Source organism: Bradyrhizobium iriomotense (genome assembly GCF_018129405.1).
GTDB classification, from domain to species: Bacteria; Pseudomonadota; Alphaproteobacteria; order Rhizobiales; family Xanthobacteraceae; genus Bradyrhizobium; species Bradyrhizobium iriomotense_B.
Genome location: NZ_JAFCLP010000003.1, coordinates 377,202 through 398,380 on the forward strand (window position 1 = coordinate 377,202; position 21,179 = coordinate 398,380).

Annotated in this window: 20 protein-coding genes; 11 read left to right on the top strand and 9 right to left on the bottom strand. The window is 65.5% G+C overall.

What is annotated here, in order from left to right; genetic code table 11:
• Positions 1 to 35: 35 nt before the first annotated feature.
• The 4 genes from JQ592_RS10890 to JQ592_RS10905 all read right to left on the bottom strand — a co-directional run bounded on the left by JQ592_RS10890 (position 36) and on the right by JQ592_RS10905 (position 2,625).
• Complete coding sequence (locus JQ592_RS10890; RefSeq protein ID WP_211402851.1) at positions 36 to 980, bottom strand: electron transfer flavoprotein subunit alpha/FixB family protein; 945 nt, start codon at positions 978 to 980, stop codon at positions 36 to 38.
• Positions 980 to 1,729, bottom strand: a complete 750-nt coding sequence (locus JQ592_RS10895; RefSeq protein WP_130363342.1) for an electron transfer flavoprotein subunit beta/FixA family protein — start codon at positions 1,727 to 1,729, stop codon at positions 980 to 982. Before JQ592_RS10895 ends, JQ592_RS10890 begins: the two co-directional genes overlap by 1 nt.
• Before the next feature lie 126 nt (positions 1,730 to 1,855).
• Entirely contained in the window at positions 1,856 to 2,428 is a 573-nt protein-coding gene (locus JQ592_RS10900; RefSeq protein WP_211402852.1) for a cob(I)yrinic acid a,c-diamide adenosyltransferase, read from the bottom strand.
• A gap of 2 nt (positions 2,429 to 2,430) precedes the next feature.
• A complete protein-coding gene (locus tag JQ592_RS10905; RefSeq protein WP_183246976.1) occupies positions 2,431 to 2,625 on the bottom strand; it encodes a twin transmembrane helix small protein in 195 nt (64 codons plus the stop codon).
• A gap of 345 nt (positions 2,626 to 2,970) precedes the next feature.
• Here JQ592_RS10905 and JQ592_RS10910 point away from each other — a divergent pair, with 345 nt between their 5' ends.
• A complete protein-coding gene (locus JQ592_RS10910; RefSeq protein WP_211402853.1) occupies positions 2,971 to 3,864 on the top strand; it encodes a YihY/virulence factor BrkB family protein in 894 nt (297 codons plus the stop codon).
• On the opposite strand, the gene JQ592_RS10915 is transcribed toward JQ592_RS10910, so the two are convergent.
• Positions 3,791 to 5,050: an ATP-binding protein gene (locus JQ592_RS10915; RefSeq protein ID WP_211402854.1), complete on the bottom strand. Its 1,260-nt coding sequence runs from the start codon at positions 5,048 to 5,050 to the stop codon at positions 3,791 to 3,793. The genes JQ592_RS10910 and JQ592_RS10915 overlap by 74 nt on opposite strands.
• Before the next feature lie 103 nt (positions 5,051 to 5,153).
• The gene (gene gluQRS / locus JQ592_RS10920; protein WP_211402855.1) at positions 5,154 to 6,023 is read right to left on the bottom strand and encodes a tRNA glutamyl-Q(34) synthetase GluQRS; all 870 of its coding nucleotides are present in this window, start codon (positions 6,021 to 6,023) and stop codon (positions 5,154 to 5,156) included.
• Between the two features lie 126 nt (positions 6,024 to 6,149).
• On the opposite strand from gluQRS, the gene JQ592_RS10925 reads away from it, so the two are divergent.
• Complete coding sequence (locus JQ592_RS10925) at positions 6,150 to 6,800, top strand: DNA-3-methyladenine glycosylase family protein (RefSeq protein ID WP_211402856.1); 651 nt, start codon at positions 6,150 to 6,152, stop codon at positions 6,798 to 6,800.
• Between the two features lie 55 nt (positions 6,801 to 6,855).
• Here JQ592_RS10925 and JQ592_RS10930 read toward each other — a convergent pair whose 3' ends face one another.
• Positions 6,856 to 7,743: a LysR family transcriptional regulator gene (locus JQ592_RS10930; RefSeq protein ID WP_211402857.1), complete on the bottom strand. Its 888-nt coding sequence runs from the start codon at positions 7,741 to 7,743 to the stop codon at positions 6,856 to 6,858.
• Positions 7,744 to 7,925: 182 nt separating this feature from the next.
• Here JQ592_RS10930 and JQ592_RS10935 point away from each other — a divergent pair, with 182 nt between their 5' ends.
• The 7 genes from JQ592_RS10935 to JQ592_RS10965 all read left to right on the top strand — a co-directional run bounded on the left by JQ592_RS10935 (position 7,926) and on the right by JQ592_RS10965 (position 16,628).
• Positions 7,926 to 8,900: an NAD(P)H-dependent flavin oxidoreductase gene (locus JQ592_RS10935; protein ID WP_211402858.1), complete on the top strand. Its 975-nt coding sequence runs from the start codon at positions 7,926 to 7,928 to the stop codon at positions 8,898 to 8,900.
• 51 nt (positions 8,901 to 8,951) lie between these two features.
• Positions 8,952 to 10,136 (top strand): ABC transporter substrate-binding protein, encoded by a 1,185-nt coding sequence (locus JQ592_RS10940; protein WP_211402859.1) that lies wholly within the window; start codon positions 8,952 to 8,954, stop codon positions 10,134 to 10,136.
• Positions 10,048 to 11,676, top strand: a complete 1,629-nt coding sequence (locus JQ592_RS10945; protein ID WP_283816119.1) for an acyl-CoA synthetase — start codon at positions 10,048 to 10,050, stop codon at positions 11,674 to 11,676. The genes JQ592_RS10940 and JQ592_RS10945 overlap by 89 nt, the downstream gene beginning before the upstream one ends.
• An 89-nt stretch (positions 11,677 to 11,765) precedes the next feature.
• On the top strand, positions 11,766 to 12,851 hold the full coding sequence (locus JQ592_RS10950; RefSeq protein ID WP_211402861.1) for a DUF2855 family protein: 1,086 nt from the start codon (positions 11,766 to 11,768) through the stop codon (positions 12,849 to 12,851).
• Between the two features lie 78 nt (positions 12,852 to 12,929).
• Positions 12,930 to 14,717, top strand: coding sequence for a flavin-containing monooxygenase (locus JQ592_RS10955; protein WP_211402862.1), 1,788 nt, complete (start codon positions 12,930 to 12,932; stop codon positions 14,715 to 14,717).
• A 173-nt stretch (positions 14,718 to 14,890) separates the two neighbouring features.
• Complete coding sequence (locus JQ592_RS10960; RefSeq protein WP_211402863.1) at positions 14,891 to 15,868, top strand: peptidyl-alpha-hydroxyglycine alpha-amidating lyase family protein; 978 nt, start codon at positions 14,891 to 14,893, stop codon at positions 15,866 to 15,868.
• Between the two features lie 202 nt (positions 15,869 to 16,070).
• Positions 16,071 to 16,628 carry an HNH endonuclease gene (locus JQ592_RS10965; RefSeq protein ID WP_027522133.1) on the top strand — a complete coding sequence of 186 codons (558 nt, stop codon included), beginning with the start codon at positions 16,071 to 16,073 and terminating at the stop codon, positions 16,626 to 16,628.
• A 9-nt stretch (positions 16,629 to 16,637) separates the two neighbouring features.
• Here the strand turns inward: JQ592_RS10965 and JQ592_RS10970 are convergent, their stop codons facing one another.
• Together JQ592_RS10970 and JQ592_RS10975 are read right to left on the bottom strand one after the other, a co-directional pair.
• The gene (locus JQ592_RS10970; RefSeq protein WP_211402864.1) at positions 16,638 to 18,098 is read right to left on the bottom strand and encodes a GH1 family beta-glucosidase; all 1,461 of its coding nucleotides are present in this window, start codon (positions 18,096 to 18,098) and stop codon (positions 16,638 to 16,640) included.
• Positions 18,099 to 18,100: 2 nt separating this feature from the next.
• Positions 18,101 to 19,102 carry a glycoside hydrolase family 16 protein gene (locus JQ592_RS10975; RefSeq protein WP_211402865.1) on the bottom strand — a complete coding sequence of 334 codons (1,002 nt, stop codon included), beginning with the start codon at positions 19,100 to 19,102 and terminating at the stop codon, positions 18,101 to 18,103.
• 320 nt (positions 19,103 to 19,422) lie between these two features.
• Here JQ592_RS10975 and JQ592_RS10980 point away from each other — a divergent pair, with 320 nt between their 5' ends.
• Together JQ592_RS10980 and JQ592_RS10985 are read left to right on the top strand one after the other, a co-directional pair.
• On the top strand, positions 19,423 to 20,685 hold the full coding sequence (locus JQ592_RS10980) for a glycosyltransferase family 87 protein (protein WP_211402866.1): 1,263 nt from the start codon (positions 19,423 to 19,425) through the stop codon (positions 20,683 to 20,685).
• A 154-nt stretch (positions 20,686 to 20,839) separates the two neighbouring features.
• Positions 20,840 to 21,061 carry a dodecin gene (locus JQ592_RS10985; RefSeq protein ID WP_080135072.1) on the top strand — a complete coding sequence of 74 codons (222 nt, stop codon included), beginning with the start codon at positions 20,840 to 20,842 and terminating at the stop codon, positions 21,059 to 21,061.
• The last annotated feature ends 118 nt before the right edge of the window (positions 21,062 to 21,179 follow it).

A 21,179-nucleotide genomic window follows, 5' to 3' on the forward strand; every position in this document is an offset into this window, starting at 1 on the left:
GAGTTTATACCTCCGGCCGGCGTTTTGTACGGCTTTTACTTGCCGAGCTTGGCGAGTTCGTCCGTCAGCTCAGGAACCGCCTGGTAGAGGTCGGCGACCAGGCCGTAATCGGCCACCTGGAAGATCGGCGCGTCCTCGTCCTTGTTGATCGCGACGATCACCTTGGAGTCCTTCATGCCAGCCAGATGCTGGATCGCGCCGGAAATGCCCACAGCGACATAGAGCTCGGGAGCCACGACCTTGCCGGTCTGGCCGACCTGCCAGTCGTTCGGGGCATAGCCGGCGTCCACTGCCGCGCGCGAGGCGCCGACGCCGGCACCCAGCTTGTCGGCCAGCGGCTCGATATACTTGGCAAAATTCTCGCGGCTCTGCATGGCGCGGCCACCGGAGACGATGATTTTCGCCGAGGTCAGCTCGGGCCGGTCGCTCTTGGCGACCTCCTCGCCGACGAAGGACGACAGGCCGGGATCGGCCGCCGCCGCCACGGTCTCGACCGGCGCGCTGCCGCCTTCGCCTGCTGCGGCAAAGGTGGAGGTCCGGACCGTGATGACCTTCTTGGCGTCCTTCGACTTCACCGTCTGGATGGCGTTGCCGGCATAGATCGGACGCTCATAGGTATCGGGGGCGACCACCTTGATGATCTCCGAGACCTGCATGACGTCGAGCAGGGCGGCGACGCGCGGCATCACGTTCTTGAAGCGCGAGGTCGCGGGCGCGACGATCGCGTCATAGGACGAGGCCAGCGAGACGATCAGCGCGGCCAGCGGCTCGGCGAGATCGTGCGCGTAGAGCTCGCCGTCGGCGAGCAGCACCTTCTTCACGCCGGCAAGCTTGGCAGCGGCATCCGCCGCGGCCTTGGCGTTCTGGCCGGCCACCAGCACCTCGACGTCCGCGCCGAGCGCGGCAGCCGCGGTCAGGGTCTTGTTGGTCGCATCCTTGAGCGACGCATTGTCGTGTTCGGCAATCAGAAGCGTCGTCATCAGAGCACCCCGGCTTCGTTCTTGAGTTTCGACACCAGCTCGGCGACGTCCTTGACCTTGACACCCGCCTTGCGGCCCGCCGGTTCAGTGGTCTTGAGAACCTCGAGGCGCGCGGCGACATCGACGCCGTAATCGGCGACGGTCTTCTCCGCGATCGGCTTCTTCTTGGCCTTCATGATGTTGGGCAAGGAGGCGTAGCGCGGCTCGTTGAGACGAAGGTCGGTGGTGACGATCGCCGGTCCCTTCAGCTTGACGGTCTGCAAGCCGCCGTCGACTTCGCGGGTGACCTTGAAGTCAGAGCCTTCGACCTCGAGCTTGGAGGCGAAGGTTGCCTGCGACCAGCCGAGCAGCGCGGCCAGCATCTGGCCGGTCTGGTTGCTGTCGTCGTCAATCGCCTGCTTGCCGAGAATGATGAGGCCGGGCTGCTCTTCCTCGGCAACCTTCTTCAGGATCTTGGCGACGGCGAGCGGCTCGACGGTACCCTCGGCCTTCACCAGGATGCCGCGATCGGCGCCCATGGCAAGACCGGTGCGGATCGTCTCCGACGCCTGCGCAGGTCCAATGGAGACCACCACGACTTCGGTTGCCTTGCCGGCTTCCTTCAGGCGCAGCGCTTCCTCGACCGCGATTTCGTCGAACGGGTTCATCGACATCTTGACGTTGGCGAGTTCAACGCCCGATCCATCGCCCTTGACGCGGACCTTGACGTTGTAATCGACCACCCGCTTTACCGGCACTAAGACCTTCATCGATCCTCTTTCACTCAATTTGGGAGGGGAGTTATCAACTGGCGCGGAACCTAAAGGCCTGATCCGGCCCGGTCAACGCGCGAAGCGGCCAATTTTTAGACCTTAGAAATGCGCCGCCCAAATGGGTCAGCGGTTCTGGCCCGGAACCCAGAGCACGTCTCCGGCGCCGTTATGGTTAGCGGCACGGCTCGCCACGAACAGGAAGTCCGACAGGCGATTCATATACTGGATGCCAGCCGCGCTGACCGGCTCGCCCGGCCGAGCCGCCAGTTCCACGATGACGCGTTCCGCCCTGCGGCATATCGTACGCGCGACATGGAGGCAGGCAGCGGCAGGCGTGCCGCCGGGGAGCACGAAGGAGGTCAGCGGCGCGAGCTTGTCGTTGAGCGCGTCGATGTCGCGCTCGAGCCGCTCCACCTGGCTCGCGACCACCCGGAGCCGCTCCGCCTTGCCATCCCGCTCGGGTACGGCGAGATCGGCGCCAAGGTCGAACAGGTCGTTCTGAATGCGGCCGAGCATCGCGTCGAACTCGGGCATGTCGTGGGTATGGAGCCTGACAACGCCGATTGCGGCATTGGTCTCGTCGACGGTGCCATAGGCCTCGATGCGCAGATCGTATTTCGGCCGGCGCTCGCCCGAGCCGAGCGCCGTCGTGCCGTCGTCACCGGTCTTGGTATAGATGCGGTTCAGCACGACCATATTCAGCGTCCCATCGCCCAGACTGCGGCCATGGCGATGACGATCGCCACGAACTGCAGCAGCACCCGCCAGCGCATCAGCTTCTGCGAGGTGTCTGGCGAGCCGCCGCGCATCATGTTGACGAGACCGAGCAGCAGCACCAACGCCACGGCGCCGACCGCGATCGGCAGGATGAAAGTACTCAGGATAGATGCCATCTGAGGGTAGATAACACCGTGTGCGGCGGTTCGCCATGGCGTTCCCGATCTGGCTTTTAGGCCAATAATATCAGAAGCTAGCTGGATGAATATCGAGCCGATGCAGCCGTCCTTCACCTCTCCCCGCCTGCGGGGAGAGGTCGAATTCGATCGCAGATCGAATTCGGGTGAGGGGGACTCTCCGCGAATCCGGCTCTCACCGTCCCCGCGGAGACTCCCCCTCACCCGCCGCGCTCAGGCGCGCAAATGCGCTGCCGAGCGCGTCGGCCTCTCCCCGCAAGCGGGGCGAGGCGAACCACGCCGCAAGCAGGGTACGAAAGCATCGGCCGCCAACACGGGTGCCACGTGAAAGCGATCCGCTACATCTACGTCGTGGTGGAGGATGCGTTCTACACGTTCCTGGCCGACGACGGCTGGGCGATCGCGAGCCATATCGCGCTGTCGACGCTGATGGCGCTGTTCCCGTTCCTGATCGTGCTGACCTCGCTCGCCGGCTTCTTCGGCTCCAAGGAACTCGCCGACCAGGCCGCCAGCCTGATGCTCCAGGTCTGGCCCAAGCAGGTTGCCGATTCGATCTCGGGCGAAATCCACGATGTGCTGACCACCACCCGCACCGGCGTGCTGACGATCGGCGCGGCGCTGTCGGTCTACTTCGCATCGAACGGCGTCGAGGCGCTCCGCGTCGCGCTCAACCGCGCCTACGCGGTGGTGGAGATGCGGCGCTGGTACTGGCTGCGGCTGGAATCGATCGGCTACACGCTGGTCGCGGCCTTCACCGCGCTCGCCATGGCGTTCCTGATCGTGCTCGGTCCGCTCTTCATCGAGGCGGCGCGGCGCCATATCCCGCTGTTCGTCGAATCCAACGAAAGCATCCTCACCTGGCTGCGCTACGGCATCACCGTGGCTGCGCTGGTGGTCGCGCTGTTGATCCTGCATGCCTGGCTGCCGGCGGGCCGGCGCGGCTTTCTCCAGATCCTGCCCGGCATCGTCTTCACCATCGTGGCATCGCTGATCTCGGGCGTCGTCTTTGGACAATATCTGGCGCGCTTCGCCAACAATTACGTGACGATGTACGCGGGGCTCGCCTCGGTGATCATCGCGCTGGTGTTTCTGTATTTCATTGCCGCGATCTTCGTTTACGGCGGTGAACTCAATGCCGCGATCATCAAGTCGCAGCTTCCTCACGGCGTGTCGCTTCAAGCAGCGCAGTCGCTAAAGCCCGCGGAGACACAGGCTTGACCAGGAAGGCGTCCGCGCCGGCTTCACGCGAGGCCGCCTCGTCCTCGCCGCGCCCGGAGACCCCGATGATGGGGATCTGAGCCAGCGGCGCCGGCATGGTGCGGATCCGCCTGATCGCCTCGACGCCGTCGATCCCCGGCAGCACCATGTCCATCAGCACCGCATCGAAGGCGCCCTGCTCCAGCCGGTTCACGGCATCCTCGCCGCGCCCGATGAACTCGGCATGATGGCCAAGCTCGGTCAGGATGGTGTTGAGCACGACACGGCCGAACGGGTTGTCCTCGACGCTGAGCACGCGCAGCGCAGCGACCGCGTCCACCCCGGCTTCGCCTTTCGATTTGCGGGACCTGGCCGGCCCTGCCGCATCCAGCGACACAGTCAGTGTAAAGGTCGCGCCGCCGCCACCGCGCGGCGCGACCGAGATGTCGCCGCCCATCGCGCGCGCCAGTTGCTTCACCGAGGACAGTCCGAGGCCGGCGCCGCCGAAGCGCGAGGCGATGGTGACATTGGCCTGGGTGAAAGGGCGAAACAGCCGCTTGATCTCGGCCATGGTCAGGCCGATGCCGCTGTCGGACACCGCGAAGGCGACGCCGACCCTGCCTTTGCCCTTTGCCCTGCCCTTCTTGGCGGGATGCCAGGGCGCCACCGCAAGCGCCACGCCACCCTGCTCGGTGAACTTCACGGCATTGTCGATCAGGTTCTCGAGCGCGGCGCGCAGGCGGACGGGATCGCCGACCACGAGCCCCGGCAGCTTTTCGGATAGCTCGACCCGGGCCTGGAGCCCTTTGGCCGCCGCGCGCCCGGCGAGCGAATCGCCGGTGCTGCGCGCGAGCGCCCGCAGGTCGAACAGATCCTGCCGCAACGTGCTGCCGCCCTTGCCCGTTCTGGCAGCGTCCACGAACAGCGTCGCAAGGCTCGCCAGATGCTCGGCGCCGGCCTTGATGGTGTCGGCCCAGCGCCTCTCCCGCTCCCCGAGATCGGAGGTCGCGAGCAGATCACTGATCGCGAGAATACCGGTCAGGGGGGTGCGGACCTCGTGGGCAAAAGCGGCGAGAGCGGCCTGGACCACATCTGGCGCGGCAGCTTTGGTGGCGCGCTTGCGCGACCGCCCGGCCGCCCCGGACCGTTTCCGAGGCGGTCGCCTGGACGTCCGCGTGGTGCGCACTGCGCGCGTTTTCGCCGCCATAATTCCCCTTCGAAGTATCCGCTTCGAACCCGGGCCGTCACGCAAGCATGGCATGACGGAACCCCCGGAGTCACGGCAGCGTTTCGCTAACCCCCAGAGAAACTTAACCTAATCCCACGAGCCGGCGGACACTGGCTGGTGTGGCGCCAGCGGTGCGCAACGCCCGCAGCCCCGTCGAGCGGCTGGATTTCGACAGCTTCCGCCCCTCGCCGTCACGAATCAGAGCATGGTGGCGGTAGGCCGGTTCCGGCAGGCCGAGCAGAACCTGGAGCAGGCGGTGCACCGCGGTTGCGTGAAACAGGTCCTGCCCCCGCACGATCTCGCTGACGCCCTGGAGCGCGTCGTCCACGACCACCGACAGATGGTAGCTGGTCGGCGTCTCCTTGCGCGCCAGGATCACGTCGCCCCAGGCCTCCGGCCGCGCCGGGACAGTGCCGCGCTCGCCGTCGGGTCCCTCGCCGAGCTCGTTCCAGCTCAGGCCGCCGACGCGGTGGCAGGCGGCCGCCATGTCGAGCCGGAGCGCGTAGGGCGCGCCCGAGGCGATCAGTCGTATCCGCTCGTCGGCAGGGAGCGACTTCGCATCACCCGGATAAAGCGGTGCGCCGTCGGGATCGCGCGGCCACGCTCCGTCGGCCTCGCGCACGGCCACCAGCCTTGCGATCTCGGCCCGGCTTTCGAAGGCGGGATAGACGAGGTCCAGCGCCGAGAGTCTTTCGAGCGCGGCGCGATAGTCGGACAGATGTTCCGACTGCCGCCGCACCGGCGTCTCCCAGGCGATCCCGAGCCAGGCGAGGTCTTCATAGATCGCCGTCTCATATTCCGGCCGGCAGCGCGTCGCATCGATGTCTTCGATCCGCAGCAGCAGCCGCCCGCCGCTCTCACGCGCGCGGTCGAAGTTCAGCAGCGCGGAATAGGCGTGGCCGAGATGCAGGAGACCGTTCGGACTGGGGGCAAATCGGAAAACGGGTGGCATGAGTTCTCGGTGTATCCGTCATTGCCGGGCTTGACCCGGCAATCCATCCTCCATGACTCTGTTACGATAGGAGATGGATGGCCAGGTCAAGCGGCCATGACTCCGGAGAGAGCTTACCGAGCCCCCATGACCATCCACCTCGAAACCCAGTCTGACCTCGAAGAAGCGGTCCACGCGCTGATCAAGCGCGACCCGCGGCTCAAGCCCGTGCTCGCGACCGCGGGCATGCCGGCCCTGCGGCGGCGCGAGCCGGGCTTTACCGGGCTCGCGCACATCGTCTGCGGGCAGCAGCTCTCCACAGCCAGCGCGTCGGCGATCTGGGGGCGACTGTCGGCTGCGTTCGATCCGTTCGACCATGAGGCCGTGCGCCGCGCCCGCACCGACCGCCTGGGGCGGCTCGGCCTGTCCGCCGCCAAGATCAAGACGCTGAAGCATCTGGCGCGCGAGATCAATGCGCAGCGGCTGAACCTCGAGGTGCTGGCGGAGGAAGATGCCGATGCCGCGCACCACACCCTGATCTCGCTGCCCGGCATCGGGCCGTGGACCGCGGACGTCTATCTCTTGTTCTGCCTCGGCCACGGCGATGCCTGGCCGGCCGGCGATCTCGCCGTGCAGGAGGGCATCAAGATCGGGCTCGGCCTCAAGGCGCGGCCGACGGAGAAGCAGATGGCGCCGCTCGCCGAGCCCTGGCGCCCGCTGCGCGGCGCCGCGGCGCATCTGTGGTGGAGCTATTATCGCGCAGTGAAGAAGCGCGAGGGCGTGCTCGCCGGGAACTGAATTTTTTGCGCATGATCTTTCCGGAAAACCGCTTCGCACTTTTCCGGATCATGCTTTAGCCCCGCAGCCGTTCGCGATCGGCGCGGGCGCATTCGGCCACGAAGTCGATCACGGCACGCACCGCGGACAACTCGACCAGATCGGGATGGGCGAGCAGCCAGAGGTCGGCGACGCTGACGAGCTTTTGCGGCGCGACGCGCACGAGGTCCGGATAGCTCTCCGCAACGAAGCAGGATAGCGCGGAGATGCCAATCCCCGCGCGCACCGCCGCCAGCATGTCGCCCTGCGAGGAGCAGCGCATCACGACGGTGCCCTGCCGCGTGATCGCATCGCTCCAGCGTGCCAGCTGCGCGTTGGAATCCTGATCGGCAAAGCCGATGACGCTGTGCCCCTTCCACTCGCCACTGCGCTCCGGCAGGGACCGGCCGGCGGCATAGTCGCGTGAGGCATAGAAGCCGGTGCCGAGACGGCCGATCTTGCGACCGACCAGGTTTTCCTCGCCGCTGTCGACCGGCCGCAGCACCACGTCGGCCTCCCGGCGACGCACACTGGCCGGAAACGGATGGGTGATGATCTCGAGCCGGATGTGGTCATGCGCGCCGAGGAAGGATCGCAGCCGCGGCATCAGCCAGTGCGAGGCCAGCGTCGCGCCGATCGACAGCTTGACCGTGCCGCGCGCCTTGCGCCCGCCGGCGCCGACCGCGGCCTCGGCCCGGAGCGCGGCAACCGCCATTGCTTCCGCATGTTCGCGCAGCGTACGGCCATCGGCGGTGAGCACGAAGCCGTCCGCGGCGCGCGCCAAGAGTTTAGTGCCGAGCTGCGCCTCCAGGGCCGCGATCTTGCGGCTGACGGTCGGATGGCTGGCGTGCAGCCGCTTTGCCGCGGCGGTGAAGCTGCCGGTATCGGCGACCGCGACGAAGGTCTTGCAGAGATCCCAATCCACCGTCGGCTCCGTTCAAACATGAATATCTGCTTGTTCAATATTGAACGATCCGCTCCCCGCCGTCCAACCCTATAGTGTCGGTCAAACCGCCAGGCGGGACACTCCGCCAGCGCGACAAATCGACATGGAAGCGCTCACAATCGGCCGCAAGGACCGGCGATGCGCGTTGTCAGGAGGATCGGATGACACTGCCTGCCTTGCTCAAGAACAATCTGGAGCTGCCCGTCGTCGGCTCGCCGCTCTTCATCGTCTCCGGGCCGGAGCTGGTGATCGCCCAGTGTAAGGCGGGAATCGTCGGCTCGTTTCCCGCGCTCAATGCCCGTCCGGTCGAGAAGCTCGACGAATGGCTGAGCCGCATCGAGGACGAGCTCGGCGAATACAAGTCGCGCAATCCCGGCAGGAAGGTCGCACCCTACGCCGTCAACCAGATCTGCCATGCCTCCAACGACCGCCTGATGAAGGACATGGAGACCTGTGTGAAGCACAAGGCGCCGATCATCATCACCTCGCTGCGGCCGCCGGCGGAGATCGTCGAGGCCGCGCATTCCTATGGCGGGCTGGTGTTCCACGACGTCATCAACGTCAAGCATGCGCGCAAGGCCGCCGAGCAGGGCGTCGACGGCCTGATCCTGGTCTGCGCCGGCGCCGGCGGACATGCCGGCACGCTGTCCCCCTTCGCGCTGGTGCGCGAGGTCAAGCAATGGTTTGGCGGCGCCATCCTGCTGTCGGGCGCGATCAGCGACGGTTTCGGCATCGCCTCCGCGCTGACGCTGGGCGCCGACCTCGCTTATATGGGCACGCGCTTCATCGCCACGCAGGAAGCCAACGCCGACGAAGCCTACAAGTCGGCGCTGACGCAGCATGCCGCGCACGACATCGTCTACACTAACCTGTTCACCGGCGTGCACGGCAACTATCTGGGCCCCTCGATCGCCGCCGCCGGGCTCGATCCGGACAATCTTCCCGCCGCGGACAAGTCGAAGATGAATTTCGGCTCCGGCGGCAACATGAAATCGAAAGCGTGGCGCGACATCTGGGGATCGGGCCAGGGCATCGGGCAGATCACCGACGTCCCTCCGGTCGCCGAGCTCGTCGAGCGGATGAAGGGCGAATTCGATCAAGCCCGACAGGATTTCCTGATGCGCGCCAGCGCCTGACGGCTTGGTCCGACAAGAAATTTGGACTGACAAGAACAACGGGAGGACATCATGAAGCTGGCGGCCGCACTGATCGGCTTGTCCCTGCTGACGCTCGCCGCCGGGACGGCCCATGCCGAAGGCAACGACGAGATCCGCATCGGTCAGACCCTGCCCTACAGCGGCCCGGCCTCCGGCTTCGGTGCGATCGGGCGGACGCAGGAGGCGTTCTTCGAGAAGGTCAATGCCGAAGGCGGCATCAACGGCCGCAAGGTCAAGTTCATCACACTGGACGACGCCTACTCGCCGCCCAAGACCGTCGAGCAGACCCGCAAGCTGGTCGAGCAGGACGAGGTGCTGATGATATTCGGCTCGCTCGGCACCGCCACCAACAGCGCCGTGCAGCGCTACCTCAACGGCAAGAAGGTGCCGCAGCTGTTCGTGCTCTCGGGCGCGACGAAATGGGCCGATCCGCAGAAATATCCGTGGACCATGCCCGGCATGGCCGCCTACGAGTCCGAGGGCGTGGTCTATGCCAAGCACGTGCTGCGCACCAAGCCCGGCGCCAAGATCGCGATCCTGTCCCAGAACGACGATTTCGGCCGCGACTATGTCGCCGGCTTCAAGCGCGCGCTCGGCGAGAAAGCCGCCAGCATGATCGTCGCGGAGCAGACCTACGAGACCAGCGCGCCGACGATCAGCTCGCAGCTCTCGACCCTGAAGGCGTCGGGCGCCGACGTGCTGTTCGGCGTCGTGCTCGGCAAGTTCACCTCGCAGATGATCAAGGGCGTGGCCGAGATCGGCTGGAAGCCCGAGCTGTTCTTCGTGCCGACCTCGGCCTCGTCGATCTCGTTCCTCGAGCCGGCCGGGCTCGACAACGCGGTCGGCCTGATCTCGTCGAGCAATCAGAAGGACACGATGGATCCGCAATGGGCCGGCGATCCCGGCGTGAAGGAGTATTTTGCCTTCATGAAGCAATACATGCCGACCGCAGACCTCTCCAATTCCAACTACGCGGCCGGCTACCATTATGCGACGCTGCTGATGACGGTGCTGAAAGCATGCAAGGATGATTTCAGCCGCGACAACATCATGCGCCAGGCCGCCTCGCTGAAAGAGGTGAAGCTGCCGCTGCTGCTGCCGGGCATGGCTGTCACCACCGGCCCCAATGACTATCTACCGTTCCAGCAGCTGCAGCTCCGCCGCTTCAACGGCAAGAGCTGGGTTGGGTTCGGTGACGTGCTGGACGACCGCTAGACTCGCGCGCGAAAAGGGACACGCCATGATCATCAGCGGCGAACGCCGGATCGGCTACGACGAGATCCAGGCCCGCATCCGGCGCGCGGCGAGCGGGCTGTGCGCCCTGGGCCTGACGGAGGGCGCGCCGGTCGCCATGATGCTGCGCAACGATTTTGCGCTGTTCGAGGTGGTCGCGGCCTCTGCCGCGCTGGGCAGTCCGGTGGTGCCGATCAACTGGCATCTCAAGGCCGAGGAGGTCCGCTACATCCTGACGGATAGCGGCGCGAAGATCCTGGTCTGTCACGCCGACCTGCTGCCGCAGATTCGCGCCGGCCTGCCCGAGGACGTGCGCCTGCTCGTCGTCGCGACGCCGCCCGAGCTCGCCGCGACCTTCGCAATTCCCCCCGAGCTGACCCAAGTCCCGGCGGGATCGACTGATTGGGATGGCTGGCGCGACGGCCATCCGGAAAGACAGGAGCCGCCGCGCCGTGCCGCGGCGATGATCTACACGTCGGGAACCACCGGCATGCCGAAGGGCGTGCGGCGCATGCCGATGCAGCCCGAACAGGCGGCCGCCTCCGAGCGCGTCGGCGCGATCGCCTATGGCATCAAGCCGCGCGACAACCAGGTCGTACTGATCAACGGGCCGATGTATCACTCGGCGCCGCACTCCTACGGCATGCTGGCGTTCCGCAGCGGCTGCACCATCGTCCTCCAGGCGCGGTTCGACGCCGAGGAGCTGCTGGCCCTGATCGAGCGCCACCGCGTCACGCATATCCACATGGTGCCGACCATGTTCGTCCGGCTGCTGCGGCTGCCCGAAGAGGTCAGGCAGCGCTACGACCTCTCCTCGCTGCGCTTCGTCGTGCACGGTGCAGCGCCCTGCCCGCCCGAGATCAAGCGCGCCATGATCGATTGGTGGGGACCGGTCATCAACGAATATTTCGGCTCGACCGAGACCGGCATCCCGGTTTGGCATTCAGCCGAAGAGGCGCTGAAGAAGCCGGGCACGGTCGGCCGCGCCATCGAAGGCGGCATCGTCAAGATCTTCCGCGACGACGGCAGCCTCTGCGGCGCCGGCGAGGTCGGCGAGATCTACATGCGCCAGACGGCCGTGCCCGATTTCGACTATCACGGCAAGGCGCAGGCGCGGGCAGAGGCCGGGCGCGACGGTCTCGTCAGCGTCGGCGACGTCGGCTATCTCGACGAAGACGGCTATCTGTTCCTGTGCGACCGCAAGCGCGACATGGTCATCTCAGGCGGCGTCAACATCTATCCGGCCGAGATCGAGAACGTGCTGATCGCGATGCCCGGCGTGCGCGACTGCGCCGTGTTCGGCATCCCCGACGCCGAATTTGGCGAGCGGCTGTGCGCCTGCATCGAACCGGAGACCGGCGCGCAGCTCTCAGCCGCCGCGGTGCAGGCGTTTCTGCGCGAGCGGCTGGCCAACTTCAAGGTGCCGAAGGCGGTCCGGTTTCTGGACGCCCTGCCCCGCGAGGCGACCGGGAAGATCTTCAAACGCAAGCTGCGCGATCCCTATTGGGCCGGTCGTACCTAGCGAACAGCGTTTAAAACTATGTTGAGGTTGCAAACGGGGCGCGCATAGTCGATGAGATGCCGGTGCGGATCAAAGCCGGGATCGACATCATGACAGCCACCGACTTCATCGTTGCGCGCGACAATCTCGAAACGTGCAAGAGCATCACAACCGAACTGCCGAAGCTCGACGCGTTGCCGCAGGATGGGTTGCTGGTCAAAGTCGACCGCTTTGCGTTCACCGCCAACAACATCACCTATGCGGTGATGGGCGACGAGCTGAAATACTGGCAGATCTTTCCCGCGCCGCAGGGTTTTGGCAACATTCCGGTGTGGGGCTTTGGCGAAGTGTGCGCCTCCAAACATCCGAACGTCCCGGTCGGCGAGCGCCTGTTCGGCTATTTCCCGATGGCGACGCATCTCGTGATCGAGGCGACCGACGTCAGCAAGCGCGGTTTGCGCGACGGCGCCGCGCACCGGCAGGGCGTGGCGCCGGTCTACAATGCCTATGCGCGCGTCGGCGGCGATCCCGCTTATGCCGGGCGACAGGGCGACTACCAGGCGCTGCTGCGGCCGCTGTTCATGCTGTCGTTCCTGGTCGACGACTTCCTCGCCGAGAACGACGATTTCGGTGCGCGCACGGTCCTGCTGTCGAGCGCATCGAGCAAGACTGCGTTCGGGCTCGCCCATCTGCTGCACACGCGCGGCCGCAAGGTGATCGGCCTGACCTCCACAGGCAATACCGGCTTTGTCACCTCGCTCGGCTGCTATGACGAGGTCGTCACCTATGACCGCGTGACGTCGCTGCCGTCGGACTCGCCGGTCGCCTTCGTCGACATGGCCGGTAACAGCGCACTCCGCACCACGCTGCACCGGCATTTCGGCGACCAGATGAAATGCTCGGTGCGCGTCGGATTGACGCATCGTGCGACCGATGCCGACGAAGGCGTCCTGCCCGGCGCAAAGCCGCGCTGGTTCTTCGCGCCCGACCACATCCGCAAGCGCGCCAAGGAGTGGGGTCCGGGTGGCATCGAGCAGCGCCTTGGCGCGGCTTGGGCCGGCTTCGCGCCGACGTTGGAGCGATGCCTGCGCGTGGTCGAGGGCCACGGGCCCGACGCGGTGCGGCAGGTCTATCTCGACACGCTGCAGGGCCGCATTCCGCCCGAGCAGGGCCATATGCTGTCGCTGCTCGGGTAAGGCGCTTTCGACGCCTATCGAACCGGTATAGCCTTCGATCTCAGAGGAAACGCCGCGAAGACGGCCATGAGGTCGCGCATGCTGGACAGGACGAAGGATATTTCCGTCGCCGCACAGGCCTGGCTCGACGCGTTCGAGCACGCGCTGGGCAAGCCTGATCCCGCCACGCTGGAGCGCCTCTTCCTCACCGACGGCTTTTGGCGCGATGTGCTGGCGCTGAGCTGGAACCTGCAGACGGTCGCGGGTCGCGATACGATCACGCAGGAGCTGGCGGCGCGCGCGCCCAAGGCGGCGCCGGCCAATTTCAAGATCACTCCGAACCGGGCGCCGCCGCGCTGGGTGACGCGCGCCGGCACGAACAACATCGAAGCCATCTTCAGCTTCGAGACCGCGATCGGCCGCGGCAGCGGCATCGTGCGGCTCGTTCCTGATACTGCCGACGGCGACCGCCTGAAGGCATGGACGCTGCTCACCGCGCTCGACGAATTGAAAGGCTTCGAGGAGCAGCTCGGCACCTCGCGCCCGCGCGGCCAGGCCTATTCGCGCGATTTCCGCGGGCCGAACTGGCTCGACCTGCGCAACGCCTCGCGCGACTATTCCGATCGCGATCCGGCCGTGCTGGTGGTCGGCGGCGGCCAGGCCGGGCTCGCGATTGCGGCGCGGCTGAAGCAATTGAAGGTCGACACGCTGATCGTCGATCGTTGGATGCGGATCGGCGACAATTGGCGCAAGCGCTATCACGCGCTCACCCTGCACAATCAGGTGCAGGTCAATCACCTGCCCTACATGCCGTTTCCGCCGAACTGGCCGGTCTATATCCCCAAGGACAAGCTCGCCAACTGGTTCGAAGCCTATGTCGATGCCATGGAGCTGAACTTCTGGACCGGCACTGAGTTCGAGGGCGGCTCTTACGACGAGACCAAGGGCCACTGGACCGTCACGCTGCGCCGCGCCGACGGCAGCAGGCGCACCATGCATCCGCGCCATGTGATCATGGCCACCGGCGTCAGCGGCATCGCCAACATTCCTGACATTCCGACCCTCGACAATTTCAAGGGAACGCTGGTGCACTCCAGCCGCTACGAGGACGGCGAGAACTGGACGGGCAAGCGCGCCATCGTCATCGGCACCGGCAACAGCGGTCACGACATCGCGCAGGACCTCCATTCCAGCGGCGCCGAGGTGACGCTGGTGCAGCGTTCGCCGACGCTGGTCACCAATATCGAGCCGTCGGCGCAGCTTGCCTACGCGACCTACAATGAGGGTACGCTCGAGGACAACGATCTGATCGCGGCCTCGATGCCGACGCCGCTCGCCAGGAAGACGCATGTGATGCTGACCGAGCAATCGAAGCAGCTCGACAAGGACCTGCTCGACGGCCTTGCCGGCGTCGGCTTCAAGCTCGACTTCGGCGAGGCCGGCACCGGCTGGCAGTTCAAATACCTCATCCGCGGCGGCGGCTATTATTTCAACGTCGGCTGCTCCAATCTGATCGTCGAGGGCAAGATCAATCTCACGCAGTTCTCCGACATCGAGAGCTTTGTCCCCGAGGGCGCGCGGATGACGGACGGCACGATCATTGCCGCCGATCTGATCGTGCTCTCGACCGGCTACAAGCCGCAGGAATACCTGGTGCGAAAGCTGTTCGGCGATGGCATCGCCGACCGCGTCGGCCCGGTCTGGGGCTTTGGCAACGGCTTCGAGCTGCGCAACATGTATGCGCGCACCCTGCAGCCCGGCCTCTGGTTCATCGCGGGCAGCCTCGCGCAATGCCGGATCAACTCGAAATATCTCGCGCTGCAGATCAAGGCGATCGAGGAAGGGATGCTGGAACGGGCTGTCGCTATGCCGTTGAGCGCGGCTTGAGCAACACCGTCATTGCGAGCCACCGGGTCCGCGCATAGCGCGGCCCGATGACAGGCTCCGCGAAGCAATCCAGACTGTCTCCGCGGAAGGATTCTGGATTGCTTCGCTGCGCTCGCAATGACGACGCGGATGCGGACGTGCACGACAGAGACAGTTAAGGGAAAGGACCACCCATGCCAGCCATCCTCGGCAGCGGCGAGCACCGCTACCGCGTCGTCGAAAATTTCGCGAAACTTCCCGACGGCTGGACGCTGACCGACGTCGCCTCGGTCGCGGTCGACAGCCGCGACCGCATCTATGTCTTCAACCGCGGCGCCCATCCGATGGTGGTGCTGGACCGCGAGGGCAACTTTATGCGCAGTTTTGGCGAGGGCCTGTTCTCCCGCGCGCACGGCCTGCATATCGATACCGACGACAATCTCTACTGCACCGACGACGGCGACCACACCGTGCGCAAATGCACCACCGACGGCAAGGTGCTCCTGACGATCGGCATCCCCGCAAAGCCGGCGCCGTTCATGAGCGGCGAGCCGTTCCACCGCTGCACCCACACCGCGCTGTCGCCGAAGGGCGAGATCTACGTCTCCGACGGCTATGGCAATGCGCGCGTGCACAAGTTCACGCCCGACGGCAAGCTGATCAAGAGCTGGGGCGAGCCGGGCACCGACCCCGGCCAGTTCAACATCGTGCACAATATCGCGACCGATGCCGACGGCTGGGTCTACGTCGCCGACCGCGAGAACCATCGCGTGCAGGTATTCGACGGCGAGGGCAGATACGAGACGCAGTGGAACAATTTGCACCGGCCCTGCGCGTTGTGCTGCTGCGGCGGGGCCAAGCGTCCGACCTTCGTCATCGGCGAGCTCGGCCCTGGCCTCGACATCAACCGCAATGTGCCCAATCTCGGCCCGCGGTTGTCGATCGTCGATGCGCTGGGCAAACGCATCGCACGGCTCGGCGGCGAAGCAGGCCCAGGCGTCGCCAGCGGCAAATTCCTGGCGCCGCACGGCATCGCGCTGGATTCGAGGGGCGACATCTATGTCGGCGAGGTCGGCGTCACCAACTGGAAGGCGAGCTTCCCGGACGAGGAGATGCCGGCCGCGGTAGCCGCGACGCGGTGCCTACAGAAGCTGGAGCGGGTACCGGAATGAGGCATCGGCGACCACCGGCGGTTCCGGGCCGGCCTCGCCCACCCGTCCCCGAATCACGGCGTTTTTGGGCGCTTCGCCACCCCGCCGCCGCATTGGCTGCGGTTGAATAAGTCGCTCAACGGGCTTCACAATCCCGTCACGCTGCATGTAGTATGTCAGTACATGCTGCTTCGCAGCGTATATTGGAGGCCGGGAGCGTTACTTGAACGCACATGTCTCGCAAGGCAGTTGGCCGGTGTTGGTGCTGAATGCGGACTTCCGGCCGCTGAGTTACTACCCACTGTCTCTGTGGTCGTGGCAGGACGCGATCAAGGCGGTATTCCTCGACCGCGTCAACATCGTCGCCCATTACGACCAGGCGGTTCGAAGTCCGACGTTAGAGATGCAATTACCGAGCGTCGTCTCGCTCAAATCCTTCGTCAAGCCGACCACCCATCCCGCCTTCACCCGGTTCAACGTCTTCCTGCGCGATCGCTTCAACTGTCAATATTGCGGCTCGCCCGAAGATCTCACCTTCGATCACATCATTCCGCGCAGCAAAGGCGGCCAGACCACCTGGGAGAACGTGGTCGCGGCGTGCTCGCCGTGTAATTTGCGCAAGGGCAATCTCACCCCGGCGCAGGCAAAAATGTTTCCGCGCCAGACCGCGTTTGCCCCGACCGTGCACCAGCTCCACCGCAACGGCCGGCTGTTCCCGCCGAACTATCTGCACGACAGCTGGCTGGACTACCTGTACTGGGATACGGAACTGGATCCGTAGGATCTGGTCTCACATCCCGATCGCATTCCGCGCCACCACGTCGCGATAGAACGCCGCGCTCAGCTTCGGCACCCTTGCCTGCGTCTCGAAGTCCACGCGATAGAGCCCGAACCGTTTCCCGTAGCCAAAGATCCATTCAAAATTGTCCATCAGGCTCCAGAGGAAATAGCCGCGGATCGGCACGCCTTCCGTGATTGCGCGCTGCATCTGGGTCAGATAGTTGCGCAGGAACATGATGCGGTCGAGGTCGTAGACCTGGCCGTCGGCGGCGATCCTGTCCTCGGAGGAGGTGCCGTTCTCGCTGATGTAGATCGTCTCGATGTTCCAGATCTTTGCGGCAAGGCGCGGGGCCCAGTAGATCACTTCGGGGCCGACCCGCAGCCATTCCGAATTCATGTGCGGGAACGAGGTCGGGAACGGCAGCACGTGGAAGCCCGGCGCGCGGTCGGAGGCGGTGACGTAGTACTGCGGCGCGTAGATGTTGAGGCCGACGAAGTCGTTCGGCGCGCCGATGATCTTCAGCTCCTCGGGCGTGAACTTTGGCGCGTTCGCGCCGGCATAGGCGAGGAAGCCGTCGGTGTATTTGCCCTCCAGCACCACGCCGAGGAAGCCGGCATTGAGCTCACGCGTTGCGATCTCGGCGGCGCGAATGTTGTCCGGCGTCGCGATCGCCGGCACGCAAGCGGCGATGTTCTCGGCTGCGCCGACACGGGTGCCGGCTCGCCCTGAGGCGCGGATCGCCTGCACGGCGAGCCCGTGCGCCAGCGCGACGTGATGGCGGGCCTGGTTGAGCTGCGCGGTCGGCAGCTTCAGGCCGGGCGCATCGATGCCCCAGCCATAGCCGAAATTCAGGAAACGCCCGACCTCGTTCACGGTGAAGATGGTCTTGACGCGATCGGTCAGGCGCGCGGTGACGTAAGCTGCGTAATCGGCAAAGGCCTTCGAGGTATCACTCGACTGCCAGCCGCCGACGCGGTCCTGCAGCGCCTGCGGCAGGTCCCAGTGATAGAGCGTGGCGTAGGGTTCGATGCCGCTCGCGAGCAACTCGTCAACGAGGCGGTTGTAGAAATCGAGCCCTTTTGGATTGGGCTGGCCCGATCCTTCCGGGAACACGCGTGGCCATGCGATGGAGAAACGATAGGCCTTGACGCCGAGCGCCCTGATCAGCGCGACGTCCTCCTTGTAGCGGTGATAGTGCTCATTGGCGCGATCGCCGGTCGAGCCGTCCTCGATCTTGCCGGGCGTATGGCTGAAAACGTCCCAGATCGATTTGCCGCGGCCGTCCTCGTTGACGGCGCCTTCGATCTGGTAGGACGAGGTCGCCGTGCCCCACAGAAAGTCCTTCGGGAAAGGCGCGGGCGCGTGTCGGTCGGCCGGCGTGGTCTCCGCGGCCCTGGCGCCTATTGCCGCGCCAAGCGCGGCGAGACCCGCAAGCCCTGCAAATTCGCGCCGCGAGACATCAGCTGACATCGCTATCTCCGCGCCTGCTCCATATCGATCTGATAGACGGATATCCGGTCGATCTCGAAGGCCACGCTCGGCGGCGATTCCGTATCGACTGGTCCTACGCCAAGAAAGAATTTCGATCCGATCGCCAGGTTGACGATCATGTACATGGGATCGTCGAAGCCGATCGGCACCTTGATGTCGGACACCGGCCTGCGGTCGATGAAATAGACCAGCCGGTCCTCCTCCCACAGCACACCGTAATTGTGGAAGGCGCTCGAAGCATCGCCGACCGCGAAATCGAATCCGCAGGACTGGATCTTCTGGGTCGACGGTATCCGCCAATGCGTGGTCATGACCAGGTCGCCCGGCTTCCCGCCGCGGCCTTCCAGCACGTCGACCTCCGGCGGCCAGCCGCCGTCATCCGCCAGCATCCAGAACGCCGGCCACACCGCATGGCCGACCGGGACTTTGGCACGGATCTCGAAATAGCCGCGCTTCTGCGCGAACGTGCCCTGGGTCGTCAGGATCCCGGAAATGTAGTCGTTGTTGAACAGCACCGGCTTCAATTCCGGCGGCGTGCGGCTGGCGACGATGGAGAGTACGCCGTCCCCGACCTTGAACGGATCGAGCCCGAGCGGCGCCGCCCCGCGGCCGGCGTAACGCGGATCGACATAGATCTGCTGCTCGCCATTGGCGCTGGTCTTGCGCTTGAAGTCGGAGCCGTCGCCGCCCCAATAGCGCGCCTCCGGCCACGCCGCGCCGCCGGCATAATGCGGCACCCAACGACCTGTCGCGAGCGGATGCTCGTTGAAATCGTCGTTGAACGTCCGACGCAGCGTCAGGAACGCGAGCGAAGTGGGATTGACCGTCTCCAGCCTGCGGCACTCGATCGTGGAGGGATCGGTGGTGACTTGCAGCGACATCGTGCCGGGCGCATCGCCGAGATCGTCCTGCGCAATGACAGGCGCAGGCACGACAGACAGACCGATCGCAACCAGAGCGCCCTTCGTCCAACGGTCGATCATCACCGCACATCGAACATGCCAGGAAACCTCACCGAAATTAGCTTGCCTGTCCCCGAACGGGCAAGCGCACCCATCGGGCGCCCGCGGGCGATTTCGCAAAGACGTCTCGACCGCTCACGCCACTCGGCCGGGAAGCGCGTCATCCGGCACGAGACTGGTGACGGGCCAGATCCTTGCGCCCCCACATCGCCAGGGGCGGCTCCGCCGTCGAAATCCTTCCATATTCGTTACCGTCTCTTAAGCCTCCAATGGCAGCTTTGCTGGGATCTGCGGACCTGCCCGCCCGGTTGCCAATCCGTCAGGTACGAGGTTGCCGCCGCATGCTCGCCGAAACACTGGAACGGGTTCGGTTCTCGCCGTCGAAGCGGGCGACCTATGTGCGTCTCGTGCTGGCCGCGCTGGCGGCGGTCATAGCTTTCAAGACCTTCTGGTTCGCCCGCTTGGGCGGCTGGACGGACCGCGGGCTTGCCGATTTCGACGCCTTCCACATCGTCGCGCAGCGCGTCTGGCGCGGCGACCTCGACCAGGTCTATCACTTCGAAGCACTGCTGAAGCTGCAGATGGAGGCCGCCGGCGGCGCGACCGGCTTCATGCCCTGGACCTATCCGCCGCAATACGGTCTGCTGCTCGCGCCGTTCGCGTTCCTCCCCGTCGGCGTCGGCTATCTCCTGTTCGCGACCGCAACCCTCACGCTCTATCTCACGGTGTTGCGAGCGATCGCGGCCGCGAATTTCGCGCTGGTGCTGGTGATCCTGTTTCCGGCGCTGGCGATCACCATCGGCTCCGGACAGAACGGCTTTCTCACCGGCGCGCTGATCGGGCTCGTCTGCCTCAACGTCGAACGGCGGCCGCTTCTGGCAGGCCTTGCGCTCGGCGCCATGGTGATCAAGCCGCACCTTGCGATCGCCGTCGGCGTCTATCTGCTGGCGACGCGGCGCTGGGTCGCGCTAGCAACCGCAGCAGTCGTTGTGCTGGCGAGCTCGCTGCTCTGCACGCTCCTGTTCGGCTGGCAGATCTGGACGGCCTGGCTGGGCGCGATCAAGGAATCGGCGAGCTATCTCGAGCAGGGCTCCTATCCGCTCTATCGCATGATCTCGGCCTATGCGGCGCTCCACAAGGCCGGCCTTCCGGCAAGTATCGCCTTTTGGGGACAAGTGACCGTTGCGGGGCTGGCCTTGTTTGCCGTCCTCGTCTGCACGGCACGTGGCACGTCGTCCAAATTCGCACTTGGCATTACGGTGATGGTGTCGGTGATGATCAGCCCCTACGCCTATGATTACGACTTGCCGATGCTGGGGATCGGTCTTGCTTTGATCCTGCCTGAGCTCGCCGGGCTGGCGCGCCCGCGCGAGCGCAGCTGGATGTACGGGTTGATCCTGCTCGCCGGCGCCTATGGACTGCTGCAGTCGGCGCGGCTGGCCGTGCAAGTCGCGCAGAAAGCCGATCCCAGTCAGCATTTCGCACCCGCCATTGGCGGCTTCGCGCTGATGGCGCTGCTGCTTCTCCTGCTAAAACTGCCGTGGAGCCGGCAGAGAGAGCCGATCGTCCTGTCGCGCCGCGCCGAATCCATGGATAGCGCCTAGCTGGCGGACGCTGGCCGCCCCACCTCGCCTGGTGCATGCTGGCCATCGCCGGGCACGGAACCCGACGCGCGGGTGCCCGTTCACAGGGGAGGCCCAACGCTCTTGACCTCGGGAGCGGTATCCGGGCCCGCCACAGCCCAAGGGGAGTACCCTCATGCCCACAGCCGAGAAGGATCACGTCTACAAGATCCTGGAACTGGTCGGATCATCCGAGACCTCGATCGAGGATGCGATCAAGAACGCGATCGGCCGCGCCGCCAAGACCGTCCGCGAGATGAAATGGTTCGAGGTGGTGCAGACGCGCGGCCACATCGAGAACAACGCCGTGCGCCACTATCAGGTGACACTGCGGGTCGGCTTCACGCTGGAGGGATGACGCGGCCGATTCCGGGCAAACCCGTTACACCGCCGCAGCGTGGTTAACATCTGCCGACGAGAGTCGATCAAGATATATCGACCCCACCGGTTGAATACGGACCGCGCACAATCATCGC